Origin of the sequence: Bacillus sp. (in: firmicutes), from assembly GCF_031983925.1 — a bacterium.
In the GTDB taxonomy this organism is placed as follows: domain Bacteria; phylum Bacillota; class Bacilli; order Bacillales; family Bacillaceae_G; genus Bacillus_A; species Bacillus_A pacificus.
In genome coordinates this window covers 1,106,271-1,124,279 of the sequence record NZ_DALYZR010000001.1, presented here as the reverse complement: position 1 = coordinate 1,124,279, position 18,009 = coordinate 1,106,271, and the positions used below count along the sequence as shown (strand labels likewise).

At 32.7% G+C, this 18,009-nt stretch carries 18 protein-coding genes, 2 pseudogenes and 1 other annotated feature; of the genes and pseudogenes, 7 read left to right on the top strand and 13 right to left on the bottom strand.

Going from position 1 to position 18,009, the window contains the following annotated elements; all coding sequences use genetic code 11:
- The first annotated feature begins 242 nt into the window (after positions 1–242).
- Positions 243–869, top strand: a complete 627-nt coding sequence (locus tag RTP99_RS05850) for a DUF6518 family protein (RefSeq protein ID WP_000376246.1) — start codon at positions 243–245, stop codon at positions 867–869.
- Between the two features lie 412 nt (positions 870–1,281).
- Here RTP99_RS05850 and RTP99_RS05845 read toward each other — a convergent pair whose 3' ends face one another.
- From RTP99_RS05845 to RTP99_RS05835, 3 genes are all read right to left on the bottom strand, one after another.
- Positions 1,282–2,265 (bottom strand): sensor histidine kinase, encoded by a 984-nt coding sequence (locus tag RTP99_RS05845; protein ID WP_046647112.1) that lies wholly within the window; start codon positions 2,263–2,265, stop codon positions 1,282–1,284.
- Positions 2,262–2,969, bottom strand: coding sequence for a response regulator transcription factor (locus RTP99_RS05840; protein ID WP_000239001.1), 708 nt, complete (start codon positions 2,967–2,969; stop codon positions 2,262–2,264). The genes RTP99_RS05845 and RTP99_RS05840 overlap by 4 nt, the downstream gene beginning before the upstream one ends.
- A 126-nt stretch (positions 2,970–3,095) precedes the next feature.
- Entirely contained in the window at positions 3,096–4,010 is a 915-nt protein-coding gene (locus RTP99_RS05835; RefSeq protein WP_000554779.1) for an acetamidase/formamidase family protein, read from the bottom strand.
- A gap of 155 nt (positions 4,011–4,165) precedes the next feature.
- Between RTP99_RS05835 and RTP99_RS05830 the strand changes: the two genes are divergently transcribed.
- Positions 4,166–4,594 (top strand): cell wall hydrolase, encoded by a 429-nt coding sequence (locus RTP99_RS05830; RefSeq protein ID WP_046647109.1) that lies wholly within the window; start codon positions 4,166–4,168, stop codon positions 4,592–4,594.
- 51 nt (positions 4,595–4,645) lie between these two features.
- On the opposite strand, the gene lysS is transcribed toward RTP99_RS05830, so the two are convergent.
- Together lysS and RTP99_RS05820 are read right to left on the bottom strand one after the other, a co-directional pair.
- Positions 4,646–6,199, bottom strand: a complete 1,554-nt coding sequence (gene lysS, locus RTP99_RS05825; protein WP_046647107.1) for a lysine--tRNA ligase — start codon at positions 6,197–6,199, stop codon at positions 4,646–4,648.
- A gap of 83 nt (positions 6,200–6,282) precedes the next feature.
- Positions 6,283–6,538, bottom strand: a binding site (T-box leader).
- Between the two features lie 72 nt (positions 6,539–6,610).
- On the bottom strand, positions 6,611–6,781 hold the full coding sequence (locus RTP99_RS05820; protein WP_000551043.1) for a DUF2197 domain-containing protein: 171 nt from the start codon (positions 6,779–6,781) through the stop codon (positions 6,611–6,613).
- A 141-nt stretch (positions 6,782–6,922) separates the two neighbouring features.
- On the opposite strand from RTP99_RS05820, the gene RTP99_RS05815 reads away from it, so the two are divergent.
- Entirely contained in the window at positions 6,923–7,825 is a 903-nt protein-coding gene (locus tag RTP99_RS05815; RefSeq protein WP_000378533.1) for an SMP-30/gluconolactonase/LRE family protein, read from the top strand.
- A pseudogene (locus RTP99_RS05810) lies at positions 7,822–8,523 on the top strand (class I SAM-dependent methyltransferase). The gene RTP99_RS05815 and the pseudogene RTP99_RS05810 overlap by 4 nt, the downstream one beginning before the upstream one ends.
- Positions 8,524–8,674: 151 nt before the next feature.
- Here the strand turns inward: RTP99_RS05810 and RTP99_RS05805 are convergent.
- The 5 genes from RTP99_RS05805 to RTP99_RS05785 all read right to left on the bottom strand — a co-directional run bounded on the left by RTP99_RS05805 (position 8,675) and on the right by RTP99_RS05785 (position 13,316).
- A complete protein-coding gene (locus RTP99_RS05805; protein WP_000768117.1) occupies positions 8,675–10,153 on the bottom strand; it encodes a UDP-N-acetylmuramoyl-L-alanyl-D-glutamate--2,6-diaminopimelate ligase in 1,479 nt (492 codons plus the stop codon).
- Between the two features lie 280 nt (positions 10,154–10,433).
- The gene (locus RTP99_RS05800; protein WP_000397586.1) at positions 10,434–11,063 is read right to left on the bottom strand and encodes a class I SAM-dependent methyltransferase; all 630 of its coding nucleotides are present in this window, start codon (positions 11,061–11,063) and stop codon (positions 10,434–10,436) included.
- Positions 11,064–11,285: 222 nt separating this feature from the next.
- A complete protein-coding gene (locus RTP99_RS05795; protein WP_001055959.1) occupies positions 11,286–11,783 on the bottom strand; it encodes a DUF421 domain-containing protein in 498 nt (165 codons plus the stop codon).
- A gap of 213 nt (positions 11,784–11,996) precedes the next feature.
- Positions 11,997–12,164: a hypothetical protein gene (locus RTP99_RS05790; protein WP_000343606.1), complete on the bottom strand. Its 168-nt coding sequence runs from the start codon at positions 12,162–12,164 to the stop codon at positions 11,997–11,999.
- A gap of 225 nt (positions 12,165–12,389) precedes the next feature.
- A complete protein-coding gene (locus tag RTP99_RS05785; protein WP_046647100.1) occupies positions 12,390–13,316 on the bottom strand; it encodes an alcohol dehydrogenase catalytic domain-containing protein in 927 nt (308 codons plus the stop codon).
- 111 nt (positions 13,317–13,427) lie between these two features.
- On the opposite strand from RTP99_RS05785, the gene RTP99_RS05780 reads away from it, so the two are divergent.
- Positions 13,428–13,670 carry a hypothetical protein gene (locus RTP99_RS05780; protein WP_041184669.1) on the top strand — a complete coding sequence of 81 codons (243 nt, stop codon included), beginning with the start codon at positions 13,428–13,430 and terminating at the stop codon, positions 13,668–13,670.
- A gap of 75 nt (positions 13,671–13,745) precedes the next feature.
- On the opposite strand, the gene RTP99_RS05775 is transcribed toward RTP99_RS05780, so the two are convergent.
- A complete protein-coding gene (locus RTP99_RS05775) occupies positions 13,746–13,946 on the bottom strand; it encodes a hypothetical protein (protein WP_000279696.1) in 201 nt (66 codons plus the stop codon).
- 212 nt (positions 13,947–14,158) lie between these two features.
- Between RTP99_RS05775 and RTP99_RS05770 the strand changes: the two genes are divergently transcribed.
- Together RTP99_RS05770 and RTP99_RS05765 are read left to right on the top strand one after the other, a co-directional pair.
- Positions 14,159–14,602, top strand: a complete 444-nt coding sequence (locus RTP99_RS05770) for a cysteine dioxygenase (RefSeq protein WP_001175996.1) — start codon at positions 14,159–14,161, stop codon at positions 14,600–14,602.
- A gap of 18 nt (positions 14,603–14,620) precedes the next feature.
- The gene (locus tag RTP99_RS05765) at positions 14,621–16,051 is read left to right on the top strand and encodes a 4-hydroxyphenylacetate 3-hydroxylase family protein (protein WP_001180370.1); all 1,431 of its coding nucleotides are present in this window, start codon (positions 14,621–14,623) and stop codon (positions 16,049–16,051) included.
- Between the two features lie 127 nt (positions 16,052–16,178).
- Here RTP99_RS05765 and RTP99_RS05760 read toward each other — a convergent pair.
- Positions 16,179–16,352 (bottom strand): annotated as a pseudogene (locus RTP99_RS05760) (carboxypeptidase regulatory-like domain-containing protein); the annotation flags it as partial.
- Between the two features lie 288 nt (positions 16,353–16,640).
- On the bottom strand, positions 16,641–17,996 hold the full coding sequence (locus RTP99_RS05755; protein WP_312364547.1) for a transposase: 1,356 nt from the start codon (positions 17,994–17,996) through the stop codon (positions 16,641–16,643).
- Between the last annotated feature and the right edge of the window lie 13 nt (positions 17,997–18,009).

Here is an 18,009-nt window from a genome sequence, read left to right as displayed (position 1 = left end):
TGTTAAAAAGATTGCTTTCTTTTAGATTTATTTATCATTCCTTAACTTCATGTTGAATAAGCACAAATTACATTGATTGTAATACGTCCTTTAGGTTTCCCCAGTAATAAATTTTATATAAAAACAAAATCTTATTCGTTATCCAATAACCACTTATTGTTTTTCGATAAATTTTTATTGATTATTCCCTTGTAATAAGCTATTATATCTTTACAGAAAATATTAATGTAAGGATTGAATTTATGGACAGGACATTAGAAATCACAAAGTTAAATATGTTTATAAGGATTTTTATCCTCCCGATTATAGTAGGGATACTTGTTGGTATACTAACGAAATTGGGGCAAGGTATACTTCCGGGACATTGGAATTCATTAGCTAACCTAGGAAGCGTTTGGTTAGTTCCATCCTTTTTTGTGGCTAGCTTTAGTTATTCTAAGCGTACAGCTATACTTTCTGGTATCCTTGCACTACTCGGTATGGTACTAGGCTACTATGGTTATGCAATAATATTTAAAAATGTATCTCATTCTATTTATTTTATTTCTGTATGGATAACATGTGCATTCATTGGAGGAACTATCTTTGGAATTGCAGGTTTTCTATGGAAAGATACTACAAATCCACTTCATAAATTAGGAAGTGCACTTATTGGTGGAGTTTTTGTAACGGATGGACTTCACATTCTTTTAAATTTTGAAGACTATAATCACATGTTACCTGTTGGATATACCGAAGTCATAGTCGGGATTATCTTGATTCTTGTATTAGAACGCTCTAATGCTAATCGAATTTCTTCTTTCTTAATGATGGTTCCTATCACTATTTTAGGGTTAATTGGATATAAATTATTAAGTTTGTTTACTTAATTACAATAATGTATCATGAAAAAACAAAAGCTATTATAGTCCACAAAATATATCAAGAATTTGATCATTATACTTATTAATGTTGATACACTTATTCATAGGCTGGATTCATGAAGCTATCTCTTTCAAAGGGATAGCTTTTTTCTTACAAAAACTATTCATCAACTTTTATTAAATACTTCTAATTTAACAATCGTATTTATTAGCGTGGCATTATGTATACTAAGATGACCTTTTACCATTCCATATAATCGCCATAAAGTTAAACTTTAACCAGTGGGGGTTTTCTTTATCACCCACTAATTATTATCCCTCATCAATCGGACTTTAATGAGCAATCCGCCCCCATTAAAACGAGATAAAATAAGGCTAAAAAACTTATTTCCAAAGTTATTTAGCCTAGATCACTTATTTATACATTATAAAATTTAATTCGTACAACCGTACCTTTACCAACTTCTGAATGGATTTCTACACTATGTCCTAATTGCTTCGTAATTTCATATACGAGATATAGCCCCATTCCAGTTGATTCTTTAAAATCTCTACCATTTTCTCCTGTAAAGAAAGGTTTAAACACTCTTGGTAAATCTTGCTTCGGTATTCCTACGCCATTATCGGCAATTTCAAGTATAACATTATTACCTTCCTTACAAGCTCTTACTCTAATCTTCTCTCTACTACCAGATGAATATTTAATCGCATTTGATAGTATTTGTCCAATTAAAAATTGTAACCATTTCGCATCACTTTCTACTGTAATGTCCTTATCAATTTTAAGCTCTGGATATACAAAATTTCGGATAAAGAAGCGTTTATGTTCATGCACAGAATCATTCACTATTTTATGTAATTGTACTCTTTCCACATAAAAATCTTGTGTAAATGCTTCTAAACGTGCGACATACAGTGCCATCTCTAATCCCTTTTTCAGCCTATCTGTTTCCTCATTTATACTTTCAAAACGTGGTTCCACTTCATCCTGTGTAATTAATTCTATTACAGATAAAGGTGTTTTCATTTGATGAATCCACTGATTCATAAAAGTTAAATGATCATTATTTTTTCTCTCTTGTATCTGGAGTTGATTTTGATAATGGCGATATTGTACCTCAAGCAAGTCTTGAAGAGCAGCAGATATAGCTGCAAAATCAGATTTTTGAACCGATTCATCTAAAGATTGCATCGGGTTTGCTAAACGTTCATAAAAAGAACGATGTGTATAGTAACGAAATAGTAAATAGCCTACCATAAAAAAGGCACCTAAAAACATTGCATACAATGCCGTCGCAATACGGTTATGTCCATCAAACCAATATACGAGGAATATGGCTAGTAGTTGGATCGCTGTAAAGCAAATAAGTGGTATATGATCACGTATAAACAGCCTTATCATTTTTCCATACCAGTATCCCAAGTAATATGCAATCTATATCCAACACTACGAATTGTTTCAATCGCATTCTCAATATGTAACGTTTTTAACTTTTTTCGAACACGTGTCGTATTTACACTTAATGTATTATCATCAACATAGGATTCGCTATCCCATAATTTATTTAATAACACTTCTCTACTCACAACACGCGGATAATTTTTCATTAACATTTCTAATAAAATAGCTTCATTTCTCGTTATATCAATTTCTTGATTCTTAAGCTTCAATACAAGCCTTTCAGGATATAAACAAAGACCCTGTTGCTCAACCATCCGTTCTTCTACTTTCGGTGCATAATCTCCGTAAGCACGCCTTAAATGACTTCGAATTTTAGCCATTACAACTTCGTAATGGAATGGCTTTGAAATGAAATCATCGCCACCGTTTTCTAGCGCCATGACTTGATCCATCGTACCTTCACGAGCTGAAATAAATAATATCGGACATGTAGAAACTCCACGAATTTGACGACACCAATAGTACCCATCAAAACTCGGTAAATTAATATCTAATAAAACTAACTCTGGTTGTTCTTCTAAAAAAATATTTAATACATTATGAAAATCCGATACAATAATTCCTTCATACCCATATTTCGCAACGTATGTTGATAATAGTTCTGCAATTTTCATATCGTCTTCTACAATCATAATTTTAACCATGTGTTTACTCCTTTTTCGATCCACAATCTTATATTCAATTATATAAAATAAATACTACCTTTTTTTATATAATCCGTAAATCAAAAAAGATACTTTTATACAAAATCATCCTTCTTCTATCATTTCTTATTTAATATGGAATTCATTCATAGTAAACCCCAATTTCTCCACATAATTCATCCCTAATTCCATTCGAGCAGTCTTCAGCGGGTCAACCACTTGACAAACTTTTAAATTGCCGGCAGCTGATAATAAAAGTATTGCATCAGCTTTAGACATTTCTAATTCTTCATGTAAAAATGTCACCATATTACGTACAGCACGATTCGCTGCATCATCTAGCAATTTTTCTGAAGCAATCGTCATTACTTTTTCTTTTTGAATAGCCATTGGTAGTGGCCATTTTTTCCCTTTTATAATTTGGACTGTTACGGTTACCTCACCAGCAACCTCTACTCCACTAACCCCAATTTCACCATCGCCCATCGCTGCGTGTAAATCACCTAATGCTAATAGAGCACCAGGAACATTTACAGGTAATAATAATATTGCCCCTTCTTTTATCTCTTTACAGTCCATATTCCCGCCGTGATCATGCGGTGTGCCACATGAAATGCTCGCTTCTTTCGGCGCTGTTCCAATTACACCGATCATTGGATTAATCGGGATTTGTAGTTCATTTGAAAACAGAACATGTTCATTATGTATTGAGACGATTTTCACTGTATTTTCATGTAGCTCTTCACCCATTACGCCAAGATTCACCCCTGTAGTTAAAACACCTTGCTCTGCAATTTTTATCTTTTCAATCGTAACAACTAATATATCACCAGGTTCTGCACCATTAATATATACTGGACCAGTCGCTGGATTAATCCGATTCCAATCTAATTCTTGAAACACAACATCTTCAGAATTAATTTGATTTTCAAAGCAATCATATGTTTCAAATATAAGGCGACTCCCAATTTCTACTTCCATACATGGTTGATTTTCTGGTGACATTGCGTAAATGATATGGTCTTTCTGAATTCGATGCATATTATCTCTCCTCTTTATATTAGTCTACAATTACTAATTAGCTTTTTTCATAAAAGCTCCTTTTAATAATTAATGAATTTACATATAGAAAAGCACTTAGCTTATTTTCATACATACACTCTTTACTATAACAGGTAAAGAAAGTTGGTATCACTATGCCCTTTATTCCATATAACGAAAGCGATGTTGATTTACTAGCTCGTTTAATGCGTGCTGAAGCTGAAGGCGAAGGTCGACAAGGTGAACAACTTGTTGGCTGCGTAGTAGTAAATCGTGTATTTTGTGATTGCTTAGATTTTAAACAACTCCGTACCGTACGTGACGCTGTATATCAAAGCCCTGGTGGATTCGAAGCAGTGCAATACGGATATTTTTATCAACGCGCTCGTGAGTCAGAAAAAGAAATCGCACGAAAAGTTTTACAAGGTGAATGGCGCTGGCCTGCACGATGGGCTCTTTGGTATTTCCGTCCAGTTGGATCTTGTCCACCCCAATGGTATAACCAGCCATTTGTAGGACAGTTTAAAAGCCATTGTTTTTATGAACCTAGTGGTGATGAATGTCCGAAAATGTATTCACGTTAGTAAAATTCGCAACGCAAGTACTTAGCTGAGTACTTGCGTTGCCTTTATTTTTTAGAAATCTAATAATTCGATAAATTTTTCGATACCTACAACATGTATTAATAACGGTATACGAGGGCCACTGGACTGATTCATAATAAGCCTATAAATTATAATAAATAATTGTTTTTGATTTTCTTTCATTATTTTTTTATTTTCATGATGACAAAGCTCGTACAATTGTTCCATTAAGTTAGAGTAATCTTTGTTAGAACGAAGTATGTTGCAGACTTCTACTAACCATTCTTTCTGTCTTTCATCTAATGTGTTGTAAAACTCTATATTTCTCTCTTGATTTACCGCCATTAATTTTTCAGATTGAAAGTTTCTAACCCAATACTCTGCACGTTTACTTATCGTTATCATATCCTCTAATGCATAATTCCTATCTATTTTGTCTAATATACCTTGTAAAATAGATGAATCAAAATTTAATAGCGGTAACGTTCCTGCTACTTGATTAAATTTCGGATATTCTTTAAATCCGCTATCTACTCTAGAAAGTTTAATTGCATCAAATAAATCTTCATTTTTGAGCGTTTTATTTTTATAACTATCTTTTAATCGTTCATACTCTGTATAATTGCGAATTACATCTTCATCAAGACCGATATGAAACGCTGAGTCTGGCCTATATTTTGCAAACATAAATAGAATCACTTCGGGCAAATACACTTTTAGCAACTCGCTAGGTGTAATACTATTCCCTGAAGAACTAGACATTTTTTCATGATTCCCTTTAATACCAATGAAATCGTAAGCAACGTAATGAGGCGCTTCACGATTAAATATTTTTCTCGCAATTTCTTTTGATACATTATAACTACCCGTTTCTGATGAATGATCTCTTCCGCCTGGTTCAAAAACAACATCCTCTATCATCCATCTCATCGGCCAATCGATTTTCCAATTCAATTTCATATTATTTGTATTTAGTATAGATAATTCATTTTGATTTCCACATTCACATTCATACCGAACTGTTTTTAATCCTTCATCAAAATGCGTAATCGTTGTGGCATCTTTCCCGCATTTCTCACAATATAATGTAACCGGATAAAAGCCATCTCGCTCTTCTTCACTACATTCTCCTGTTTTAAAACTCATTAAAATATCATATATTTCTTTTCTTTTATATAAAGCCTCCAATATGCTTTTGTTATACCTTCCGCTCCTGTATTCATCATGTTGATAAATAAATTCTACTTCAATTCCAAATGCTTGAAGAGATTCCTCAAACTCTTTTTCAAAATGATCAGCATATGAATTATGACATCCATACGGATCTGGTATATTACAGTATGGCATACCGATATACTTTATAAAAGATGGATCAATATTTTTAGGAACTTTTCTAAACCTGTCGTAATCATCCCATGAAAATATAAAACGCGCCTTTTTCCCTAAATCTTGAAGTGCCCTTACAACAAAATAAGTCGTTACGATTTCACTAAAGTTTCCAATATGAATAGAACCTGATGGACTAATTCCAGATGCGCAAACAAAAGTTTCCTTGTTTGGATGTTTTCTAATTAATTCATTTGCTACTTCATACGCCCAATGCATATACTACTCACCTCAATTATATTTTTGTTCTCACATTTTCATTTTTTTGCAATAAAAAAACTCCCACCCCCAAGATTATTCATCTTGAGGACGAGAGTTATTAGCTTCGCGGTACCACCTCAGTTTGTTAATATGTCGCCATACTAACCTCTTCAGGTACGGCAAAATAGCTTATACCCTATCTCTATAACGGGAGAACCCGTCGCACCATCCCTAAATAAATTAGTTCCTTGCGCAGCTCCAAGTCTTTTTTCGTTAAGATGTATACCGCTCTTTCTCAGCTACCAGAGCTCTCTGTATGTATTCTTTCTTAACTACTCTTCTCTTCCATGCCATTTTAAATATTAGTTTTTTCATATGATAATTTAAAATGGTTTTATTGTCAAACTTTTCCGAAATAAAACAGTGTAATTATCTAAAAAAATTCTTTATCGCTTCTAATTGAATTTTGTGGCTACACTCATCACAACAATATAACCCTTTTGGTTTCTCTTTAAATCGCTTATATTTTTCACTACCTTCATACACACGAAATATATTTTTACAAGAAAAGCAAACAATTTCATAAAACATCATATGCATTTTCCTCTCCATGTTTATACATTTTTTAATCACTCGAGAAAATCACTTTTCCATAGTACAAATCTTAATATCTTCTGATTAAAAGGTTTACCTCTATTCTTATCGAATTATATAAATATCTTATAAAGCGAGGTGAACATCTTGGACAGTACTATAGAATTAGTTTTAGATGCGAAAGCAAGTTTAGCTGAAGGACCATGTTGGGATGAAAAAAAGCAACTTTTATACTGGGTTGATATTGTGGAGAAACAATTATGCATATTTAGCCCTACCGTTAATACAAACCGAGTAATTGCTCTCAATCAACAAATTGGCTGTGTTGTTCCATATTTAGATGACGTACTACTCCTAGCTATGGAAAATGGCTTTTATTCTATTAATATAAAAACAGAAAAACTGACACATATTTTTGACCCTGAACCACATTTATTTGATAATCGTTTTAACGATGGAAAATGCGATCCAGCAGGACGTTTTTGGGCAGGTACTACAGATACATACGGTATTAATGCTGCAGGTTCCTTGTATTGTTTAAATAATAGTTTCAAGGTAGAGAAAAAAGTTTCACATGTAAATACATCAAATGGCATCGCTTGGTCACCTGATTATACATACCTTTACTATATTGATACACCTACTAAAAAAGTAGTTCGTTTTCATTATAATATTTGTACTGGAGAAATTCGTAATCCAAATGATGTAATCATTTTCCCCGAAAATGACGGTCTACCTGATGGTATGACAATTGACAAGGAAGGTTGTTTATGGATTGCTCATTGGGGAGGTTCAAAGATTACTAGATGGAATCCTTCAACTGGAGAACGAATATTAAGCATCCCAATTCCAGCGCTATATGTAACCTCGTGTACATTTGGAGGACCTAATTTAACAGACCTATATGTTACAACAGCCAGAACAAGAATGACAAATAACGAATTAAAAGAATATCCACATGCTGGTGGTATTTTTCGAATTCAAACAAATATAAAAGGTTGTCCTACCCATTCATTTCGCAATAATAATATTGGAGCTGAAACAATATGAATCGTCTCAATTACATAAGACAAGAAGAAAAGAAATATCATGACCTTTGCTATGAACAATACAAACTATTTGAAACTGGTTCTTGGCTTTACAAACCGGTTAAAACAGTTATGGATTTGATGGATTATTTCGAAGAAAAAAACAACTTGCAAGTACTTGATCTCGGCTCTGGCGTTGGAAGAAATAGTATTCCAATTGCCCAAAAAATTCAAAATACTAGTGGTGCTGTTACATGTGTGGATTTACTTCATTCCGCTTTAACAAAATTACAAACTTATAGTAAAGAATATGGTGTAATTAATAATATTAAAACAGAACAAGCAGCAATTGAAAACTACTACATTCAACCTAATACTTATGATTATATCGTTGCAGTATCCAGTTTAGAGCATGTTGAGTCAGAAGAAGATTTAAAACACGTGCTCCATTCTATGAAAAAAGGTACAACAAACGGCGGTATTAATTGTTTAATTATTAACTCGAACATACAAGAAATTGACTTACATACAAATGAAGAATTAGATGCTTTAATTGAAATTAACCTTCCTACTGAAGATATGATATATCTATTAAAAAGTATTTATAAGGAATAGAAAGAAATTAAAGTTGAAATAAAAGAATTAGTCTATGATATTGTTCGCGATGAAAGGCATATTCAATTAAAAACAAATGCTATAACATTTATTTTTCAGAAATAAAACTATAAAAGGTAAGGTTTTCCCCTCATATATTTAGAGAAACACCCTTACCTTTCAATGATCAATTCTTCAAAAAATTGCTTCGTTATTAGTTTTGGCTTTATCTAAAACATTATTTTTATTAGAAATACTATTAAGCTATTAATTAAATTCATTTGTTAATAATTGCTTGTCGAGCTTTTTCTTTATCATCAAAATGAATAGTTGAATCTTTTAAAATTTGATACGTTTCATGCCCTTTCCCTGCAATCAAAACGATATCATTAGAAGATGCCATGTTTATTGCGTGAGTTATTGCAAGTTCACGATCTACTTCTACTTTATAATTCAAATTATTATTTTGCGAAAATCCTTTTTCAATATCTTTCATTATTGCCTGCGGATCTTCCGAACGCGGATTATCAGAAGTAATAAAAACAAAATCACTATAACTTCCAGCAATTCCGCCCATTATAGATCGTTTTTTTGTGTCTCTATCTCCACCACAACCGAAAACAGTAATAACTTTACCTTTTGAAAACTCGCTAATTGTAGAGAGAACATTTTCTAACGCATCCGGTGTATGAGCATAGTCCACTATTACAAGAAAATCTTGATTTTCATCTATGATTTCCATTCTACCTTCAATACTCTTTAAGTTAGATAAGCTATCACAAATGTTTGTAAGCGGAATACCTTCAACCATTGCAACTGTTATTGCTGCTAATGCATTATAAACATTAAAACGACCTACAAGATTAAGGTTAACCTCTATTTCTCCATTAAAGGACGAAACTAAAAAACGAATTCCTTTTGGGCTTAAAGTTATGTTCTTCGCTTGAACATCTGCTCTATTATGTATTCCATATGTGATAACCTCAGCTGAAGTAATTTTTTTAAAGTATTCTACCGATGGATCGTCTGCATTCAAAACAGCTATTTTTTTATCCGTAGTAGATAAATCATTTCCTAATCTTGAAAAAAGAAGACCTTTTACATGCTTATATTCATGAAATGTTCCATGATAATCCAAATGATCTTGCGTTAAATTTGTAAAAACAGCTATTTTAAAGTTACACCCTTTCACTCTTTCCATATGTAAACCTTGTGACGTAACTTCCATAACACAATAATCTGCATTTTGATTTTTCATCATTTGCAAATTCCGTTGAAGTGTTGGAGGTTCTTGCGTATTAATATCAGTAGGATACCATTTTGAATCAACTTTCACTCCGTTATTCCCCATGAGCCCCGTGTGATATCCATAATCACTTAAAATTTTTTCAAGTAAATAGGAAGTAGTTGTTTTTCCATTTGTACCTGTAATTCCAATTAGCTTCATTTTATTAGATGGATAACCATAGAAGTGTGACGCAATAACTGCCATAGCATATCTAGCATCTTTAACAATTATTTTAGGCATCTCAATATTTACATCCCTTTCTACAATTAGCGCTACAGCACCATTCTTCACTGCATCTTCAACAAATTGATGTCGATCTTCAAGAAAACCATCGATACCTGATACACATATAAATAGATCTCCATCAGTTATCTTTCTAGAATCCATTTCTAACCCCGTAATTTCTACATCCATATTGCCAATAGTTTCTTTAATCAATAACAAATTCGCCAGCTCTTTTAGTTTCAAATATCCCGCCCCCTTAAATATTCCCCCTATTTATTTTACCACTTTATATAAAATAATAGCTTAAAATCCCATATTGATTTAACGAAATTTATTCATCTTAAATAAACAAAAAATAAAAGAGCACTTGTTTCCGCAAGTGCTCTTTTGGGGATTTTGAGATACCCTATTAACGAAAGTTAAGGTTACTTAAAGTTAAAAGGTATTTCTATTATATGCTTGTCCTCTTTATTTGTGCATAATTAATATATAAACATATTTAATCATTCTTAATAACTTTTAGTTATAGTTCTTTCTTACATTTTATCGTTAAAAAGTTGATTGAAGGTTTATTTGCCATGTTCTTATTTGGTTCATCAATTTCCGAAACTTGTACTAATCCATATTGATTAAAATCTTTTTTTATAGATTCAGAATCATAGAAGAACATTTTTACGCCTTCCATTATCTCATAATAATCTTTATCCAACTGTTTTCCTTTTCCGTACATTGGAGCTTTTTTAGAAACAGTTGTAAAAACCATATATGCACCTGGTTTTAACTGATTATAACAATTTTCAATAAATCCCTCTCTTTCCTGATCATTCAACAAATGAAGAAGAGCATGACTAAAGATCCCATCATACAGTTTATTATCAAAAGGCATTTCGTTTACCGAACCGTGATAAATACTAACATCTTCTAGTCCGTTTTCTCTTGCTAAATCGATCGCTGTTTTCGAAATTTCAATACCTGTTACATTTATACTATTTTCGATAAATACCTTCGCGTTTCTTCCATAACCAATACCCGGAACTAATATGTCCTTAACGTTCTTTTCTAGAAAAAAATCTTTTGCCAAAATTGCAGATTCTGTAGGTTCAAAACCCCACATCGTTTGTTTCTCAATAAAACTTGATTCCCAAAATTCCATTATGTTTCTATCTCCTTATTTTTATCTCATGTTTAATATCACATGAAAGACCTATTGCTTTTTTCACCACAGTCACTATAGGTCCATTGAATATATCATATTAATAAGCCTATATCTAATTTAAAGATTGGCTGAATATCTATTCTAAATATTAACTTTTACATTTAAAAAAAAGAAAAAATGCCAATAATTCAATTAGATATTGGCATTTCACATAAGAAATTATCTTTTTATTTTGTGCTGATCTATTACTTTTTCTAACATTTCTAAAGTTAGCGGTTGAGCTTTCTCTATTAATTGATAACCAATACGTCCATTCGGCTCAGCTGTAACTTGCTGTAAGCTCTTCAGATCATGAATTCCTTTTTCTCTTAATTGCATATATAGTTGTTGTTCCGACATTTTCGCCTTCATCAAATTCTCTTTTACAATCTCTCCATTTTCTACTACTATAATGCTACTGCCATTTAGGAATTGTTCCATCTTCTTTGATTTCAATTCAAAGAAATGAATGATAAGAAGGACGCCTGCAAATATTACAGCTGCAAATATAGATGGGCCTACTTTCCTACTTAATACAGGCTCCACAATAATACGTGCAATTGATACTACTATAATAATTTCAGCTCTTGTCATTTGGCTAACAGATTTACTACCTGTCATTTTTAATGCAATAATCCCAGTCAGAATTAAAATAATGCTTTCAAAAATCATATTCATAATAGCCCAATCCTTTAATGGTGAATGTTACTAGCATTCCCATTTCATATAGCATTCTAAATGTATTTTAATTAAACTTTTTTGTAAAAATCAAACTTATATATACTGAAAAAGAACCTATTTTAATCAACCTTTTTTCAACAAGGATTTGATGGTCCATCTTCCATTGTCAAAAAAAGAAAAAGCACCCGAATGGATGCATATAGATTAAACTTATTCATTATTACTTTCTTCACTTTCATCATCAACTGATTTGGAGTCTAACATGCTGCCTATATCAGGCGGTAAAGCTAACTCTATTCCAGCCACTGGTTGATTATCTTCATTAAACCATTGTTTCTTAAATTTAATCAATTCTTCATTTCCCTTTTTTTCATCCATATTACCCCACCTTTTATGTACATGATATGAAACATTTTACTTAATATGTACATTGAGAAAGATAATATACTATTTGTACATAATGAAAGAGCAAAAACCATTCTCTGTTTTCACAACCCGTTGTACCTATTAAAGAATCCCCGTACATGTTACTCCGCGCTCTGCTATCATATTAGTGTCTAAACATATGTGGGCTATGTGACAAGTACCTGGTCATTTTGTTCATTATTCATATGAGACAAATACTTTTAAAGGGGTAATTATTCCTTGACTTAATTCCTCAAAACATTGAATGAGTCCTGTATATTGTATTTCATGTTGAAAAATCTCTTCTATCCATGGTGTTTGTTCTATTTGACTAAAAAACCAATCTGCATGTTGTTGATAATTATATCCGTCACTTGAACCAATGATCCGCAGTTCTTTCTCATAAAAATCAGCGGTTAATGTTAGTTCCTCTAAATTCCCATCAGAAAGTATACATATTTCACTATTACTGTTAAGTGCTTTTTGTAATGTATGAAATCCGATATTTGTAGCAGAACATTCGAAACCGTAATTATATGTTTCTATTATTTGTTCTTCTGATTCATATGTGTTTTTCGCACCAAAATTCTTTGCAAAATCTCTTCTATTTTTATTAGGTTCAACAACATCTACATGCTTAACACCTACATAGTATTTTAAAAAATAACAAGCGAGTAAACCAATAACTCCCATTCCAGTTATAAGTACTTTTTCATCCTGTCGCATATTTAGTTTTAATACTCCTTTAGCAGCATCACACGAAAGAATAGATAATAACGCCACTTTAGGTTTTATATAACTAGGAACTCGAATTACTTTATCCCCCTTAACTATTCCTATCGTTTCATGTCCATAAAAAGAAACTACTTTATCGCCTATGTTTAAATTCGTTACTTTATTACCAACTTGAATCACTTCACCATAACTTTCATATCCAGTTTTTCTTGGATAAATAGGATTTGTATCTGAAACATCCGATTCTTTATACTGTGGTAACTCTGCTCCAATACTTATTGCACCTGCAATTGTTTTAACGATAATTTCATCATTCTGTATAGACTTAATTTCGCGCGTTTCCCACTTAAGACGTTTTGGTCCTTCTAAAACTAATTTATTTTGTTCCATTTATAACCCTCACATTTTATAAAAATATATTCTCACTACATTTCAAACAATGTATAATAAATTCATCTAAAATTTAAGCTATAACGTTGGCTAGCACCCAACAGTGATAATATGATAATTGAATTTGATGGATATGGTATAAATGAGTATGTAGCTGGACAATGCGTTTCAATTACGAAATTAAAAAGGATGTATTTGAATGTAAAACATGAGGGGATTTCTAACGGTGGTGCCATCGATCTGTTTTGTGTTCGACATAATTATGAATGTCTTCCCCGCTCTTTTTGTAAAGACATTATAAGTGATATTGTAATCGATCTAGATACCGACTATATTTATTTACCTAATCTATAAGCCTATCTTTATCCTTTTCCTTTATTTACCGTACATTTCTGCCCAGCACCTAATAAACAATTAACCATAAATTAACTATTCTGATAACATTTTAAGAAAAGTTGTTGCCGCCCAAATGAAATACGCAATTTGCGTCACGATATACATCGTAATTTCAAAACCTGTAAGCTTTCTTTCCCTTTTTATTTTCTTTAAATATCTATAAAAACAAAATGAACATAAGATTAGTAAAACAATAGACATTTGATATAAATTTTCCACTAAAAGAACTGCCATTTATTTCATCACCTTTCCAATAAAAAAGTATATAGTTCAAGCATATCATATTAATGGAATTAATTACCATAATTTTAAAATTAAATAATCTTCCTAAGTAAAAGAAGTCACTTTTTTTTTATGTTTCAATACAATATTATGTAATTCACTACGCTCTATATAATATTAGATTACTTTTTCTTTTACTGTACATGCTTAGGAGGAAGTTTTACATGCAATTGATTCATAACATAAAAAAAGCGTTTCATAACTTATGTGACTACGATATGGCCAATCTAATATCCGCTATTCAATCATTAAATATTACACTTCATAAAATATCTCCTTTTATTACTTCACCAATTAACCTTGAATACGGAAGAAATGTTATCTATAAGTCTGAATTTGTGGAGATTTTAGTATTAAATTTTCCTAGCAAAGCAAAGACTCTTATTCATGATCACGGAATATCTATAGGATGTATATTAATAGTCAATGGTACGCTACAAAATATTAAGTACGAAAAAAATAGCGAACGGATTGAAGAGTTTACAGAGGGAAATATTTTCACCGTAAAAAAAGATACTGTGCATAAAATGTATAATGCTACAGATTCAACAGCAATAACATTCCACGTATATTCACCACCATTAAAAGATGTACAAATATATGAGTAGTCTTTAAAAGGAGGCAATATGCAAAATTTAAAGGATCACTATATAAAGAGCTTACAAGATGGTCGAAATGTTTGGCTCTATGGAAAAAAAGTAGATGTAACTACAGACAACAATTTTGCGGGGACACTATGTACCATTTCTAATTTATTTTCGTTATTTGATGATCCCAAACAGAGAGATTCTATTGGATATGTGAGCCCAAAAACGAAAGACTTTGTTCATAAATCATTTTTAGTTCCGAATTCCTATAATGAATTATTAATGAGAAGAACTGCATTTGAAACATGGAGTTATGCTACAGACGGTGTAATGAGTAGACTATCTGATTACGCAAGATCGAGACTTACTGGCTGGTACGTATCAAGAGATTTTTATAAAAAGTTCGATGCACAGTTTCCAGATAAAATCGCATCTTATTACGAAAAAGCTAGGGATAATCACTTGTTTTTAAGTGTAGTCCAACGTGATCCACAAATAAATCGCTCAACAGAATCAATGTTAAATGCAAATGACTTAGGGTTGCTAAGAGTTACAAAGGAAACTTCTGATGGAATTTATTTAAGTGGTGCGAAAATGATAGGAACTGCTTCTCCTTATTCAAATGATTTATTAATCTACCCATTAACAAAACTGACTGACGCTCAAAAAGATTTAGCTCACTTTCTTATCGTGGCAGCCAATTCTCCAGGATTACATATGGTTTGTAGAGAGCCATATGCAAATACAACTTCAAGCACAGTTGATTCCCCTATTAGCTCACAGTATGATGAAATGGATGCACTATTAATCTTTGATAATGTATTTGTCCCTTGGGAACGTGTTTTACTTTATAATAATCCAGAAGCAATTTGGGCTATAAAATCAGATACAGCTTCTAGTAGTTTAGCTTATCATCAAGCTATAGTACGATTACTAATAAAGCTAGAATTTATAACTGCAATTGCTTTTGAAATTGCTGAAGCAATTGGAGCTCACACTTATTTGCATGTTCAAGAAAAACTTGGAGAATTAATTATGCAAATCGAAACAATTCGCGCACTTTTAATTGCTGCAGAAGTTGAAGGTAGTACAAATGAAACAAAAACTTATTTACCAAACTTTAAATATATCGAAACTGCAAGGAATCTTGGTTCTAAATATTATCCCCGCGCAATAGAAATTTTACAATTAATTGGAGCAGGTGGCTTCATTCAACTTCCTTCAAGCTCGATTGATTTCCAGAGTCCAATAGCTGATTTATTAAAAAAGCACTTTAAAGGAACAAATATAGATGCCGAACAACGCACAAAATTATTTAAGTTAGCCTGGGATATTATTGGAAGCCCATTAGGATCAAGACACGAATTATACGAAAGATTTTACGCGGGAGATCCAATGCGAAATATAGCTACACAATATGTAAATTATGATAAAAATCACTTTAAAAAGATGCTAAGTAAATATTTATGATGAAAAAGAGCACCCTTTGCTAAGAGTGCTCTTAAAAAATATATAATTATCCAGTTACATATATAGTTGCTCCGACCACAACTGCTACTTTTTCCGTAATGGTTTCATCTTATTCACCTTTATGTTTCTAATTAAGCTTTATAACTTTTGGTATATGATGCTTCCTATCATATTTCCTCGTATAGATCTCTCCATCTGGAGTAACGAATTGTAATACAATCTCACCACAAACTCCATCTAGTATTTCAAATTCATCTTCTGCATTTGAAATACTGCGTTCCTTACCTTTAATAGAACCTTCGTCAACTACCCCCACTGAGATAAAACCTTTCAGTGGGGGCTTGAGTTCGAACACTAGGTCTTTTCGTCTATCGCTAGACAGTTTGACGCTCTAGCATTCATGCTACCTTATGGTAACACCCCAAGTCTGTTTTTGGTTGGTACTGACAACGAACGATTGTTTTCCCACTTGCACCACCCTTTCGAAAAAGAGCGGTTCTCCCTTATGGAAGAAGCCACCACTCAGATGACTCCGGCGTGTGCTACAAGCCCCGACAAGCCGCGTACACATGGATGGTTGACGCACCCACTAAGCTATGCGTGAGGCAATAGCCTTACGTTTTTGCACTTCTAATAGAATCTGCGTTTTCACTTTCAGATTTTCATCCAGTTCTACAACTCCTGATTTTTTCAATATATTCAGCGCACCATTAATATCAGCATGGATACATGTTCCTGCTTTACTTTGATACAGACCACGCGTAATTCGTTTGCCACTAAAGCGATACTGTGTCTTATCATCCTTAGACCAAACTGGAACCGGATCCTTATCAAGAAAACTAGCTTTTGAAGTATAGCTTTCTTCTTGTTTGAAAAATCGAATGCCTTCTTTTACACATTTATTCTCAATCGCTGCAATCAATTTTTGAAATGGGATTTGAACAAACTTTTGATTATTCTTTTTCCCCATATGAGATTTATGTTTCCAACCCGTGTTATATCCTACGACAACCGTATCTATATCGAATTCTTTCACTTTTTTGAACAATAGGCCTAGCGCTTGTGCAATGTAACCGTTTATTTGTCTTTCTCGTTTATGCCAAAGTGCAGCGATTTTATTCGTTACAATACGTTTTGAAATTCCATTGTTCATATTTTTCTGTTGGAGGTTACATATTATTTTGTTGAAGTATTGATTTATGGATTTTAGTTTTTTTCCATCAATTAAGAAGGCATCACCTGTATGGGTTACGCAACTTACTAATCTGTCTACACCTAAATCGCAACTCAAAGCGTTACTCGTAGTCGTGGATGGTTTCTTCATTTGAGAAACGTGCATTTCATATGTATAATGCACCTCAAAGAACCGACCTTTTTGCTTCGGTACAATCTCAATGTAGGAGATTTTTTTATTTCTTAAGTTTTTTGGCATACGTATTTGAATGGAACCGAATTTTTTTCTGAATGCAACATTCATTGGAATGATCCAATACCCGTTCTCATCCACTTTTGGCACTTGATAGATTTCAATGATTCGCTTGTCAGTGGAACGAGAATAATTCGGAAACTTCGGACGACCTGTGAACTTCTCGGGATTTTTCTTCCACTGTTCCAATGCCTTAAAAAAGCTCTTCACTTCTGTAAATAAGGATCTACGAATCGCTTGAACAGAGTTTGATTGAATGCCCGAGTAGTTCATATCATTTTGCATGGCAGTGTCCACTTCTTTGACAGTAGCCATCCTGTTATGATTCAAGTAACTTTGTTTCATCGTGTACAAGCCAACATTTCGCAACGCTTTTGAACTATGCGACATGCGCTGAAGTAAACGAAATTCTTTTGCAGTCAAGCAAGCCCGTCCAATATTCTGTTTCTGCGTGAATCGTTGCATGTTTTCTCTTTTCTTTTGTTTCCGTAATACTTTCACTGCTTTCTTTCTAGTCATTGTTTTCACCACC

Coding starts and splice junctions, on each gene's coding strand:
- RTP99_RS05850 (WP_000376246.1), top strand. CDS start 243: ATGGACAGGACATTAGAAATCACAAAGTTAAATATGTTTATAAGGATT.
- RTP99_RS05845 (WP_046647112.1), bottom strand. CDS start 2,265: ATGATAAGGCTGTTTATACGTGATCATATACCACTTATTTGCTTTACA.
- RTP99_RS05840 (WP_000239001.1), bottom strand. CDS start 2,969: ATGGTTAAAATTATGATTGTAGAAGACGATATGAAAATTGCAGAACTA.
- RTP99_RS05835 (WP_000554779.1), bottom strand. CDS start 4,010: ATGCATCGAATTCAGAAAGACCATATCATTTACGCAATGTCACCAGAA.
- RTP99_RS05830 (WP_046647109.1), top strand. CDS start 4,166: ATGCCCTTTATTCCATATAACGAAAGCGATGTTGATTTACTAGCTCGT.
- lysS (WP_046647107.1), bottom strand. CDS start 6,199: ATGCATTGGGCGTATGAAGTAGCAAATGAATTAATTAGAAAACATCCA.
- RTP99_RS05820 (WP_000551043.1), bottom strand. CDS start 6,781: ATGCATATGATGTTTTATGAAATTGTTTGCTTTTCTTGTAAAAATATA.
- RTP99_RS05800 (WP_000397586.1), bottom strand. CDS start 11,063: ATGGAATTTTGGGAATCAAGTTTTATTGAGAAACAAACGATGTGGGGT.
- RTP99_RS05795 (WP_001055959.1), bottom strand. CDS start 11,783: ATGAATATGATTTTTGAAAGCATTATTTTAATTCTGACTGGGATTATT.
- RTP99_RS05790 (WP_000343606.1), bottom strand. CDS start 12,164: ATGGATGAAAAAAAGGGAAATGAAGAATTGATTAAATTTAAGAAACAA.
- RTP99_RS05785 (WP_046647100.1), bottom strand. CDS start 13,316: ATGGAACAAAATAAATTAGTTTTAGAAGGACCAAAACGTCTTAAGTGG.
- RTP99_RS05780 (WP_041184669.1), top strand. CDS start 13,428: ATGATAATTGAATTTGATGGATATGGTATAAATGAGTATGTAGCTGGA.
- RTP99_RS05775 (WP_000279696.1), bottom strand. CDS start 13,946: ATGGCAGTTCTTTTAGTGGAAAATTTATATCAAATGTCTATTGTTTTA.
- RTP99_RS05770 (WP_001175996.1), top strand. CDS start 14,159: ATGCAATTGATTCATAACATAAAAAAAGCGTTTCATAACTTATGTGAC.
- RTP99_RS05765 (WP_001180370.1), top strand. CDS start 14,621: ATGCAAAATTTAAAGGATCACTATATAAAGAGCTTACAAGATGGTCGA.
- RTP99_RS05755 (WP_312364547.1), bottom strand. CDS start 17,996: ATGACTAGAAAGAAAGCAGTGAAAGTATTACGGAAACAAAAGAAAAGA.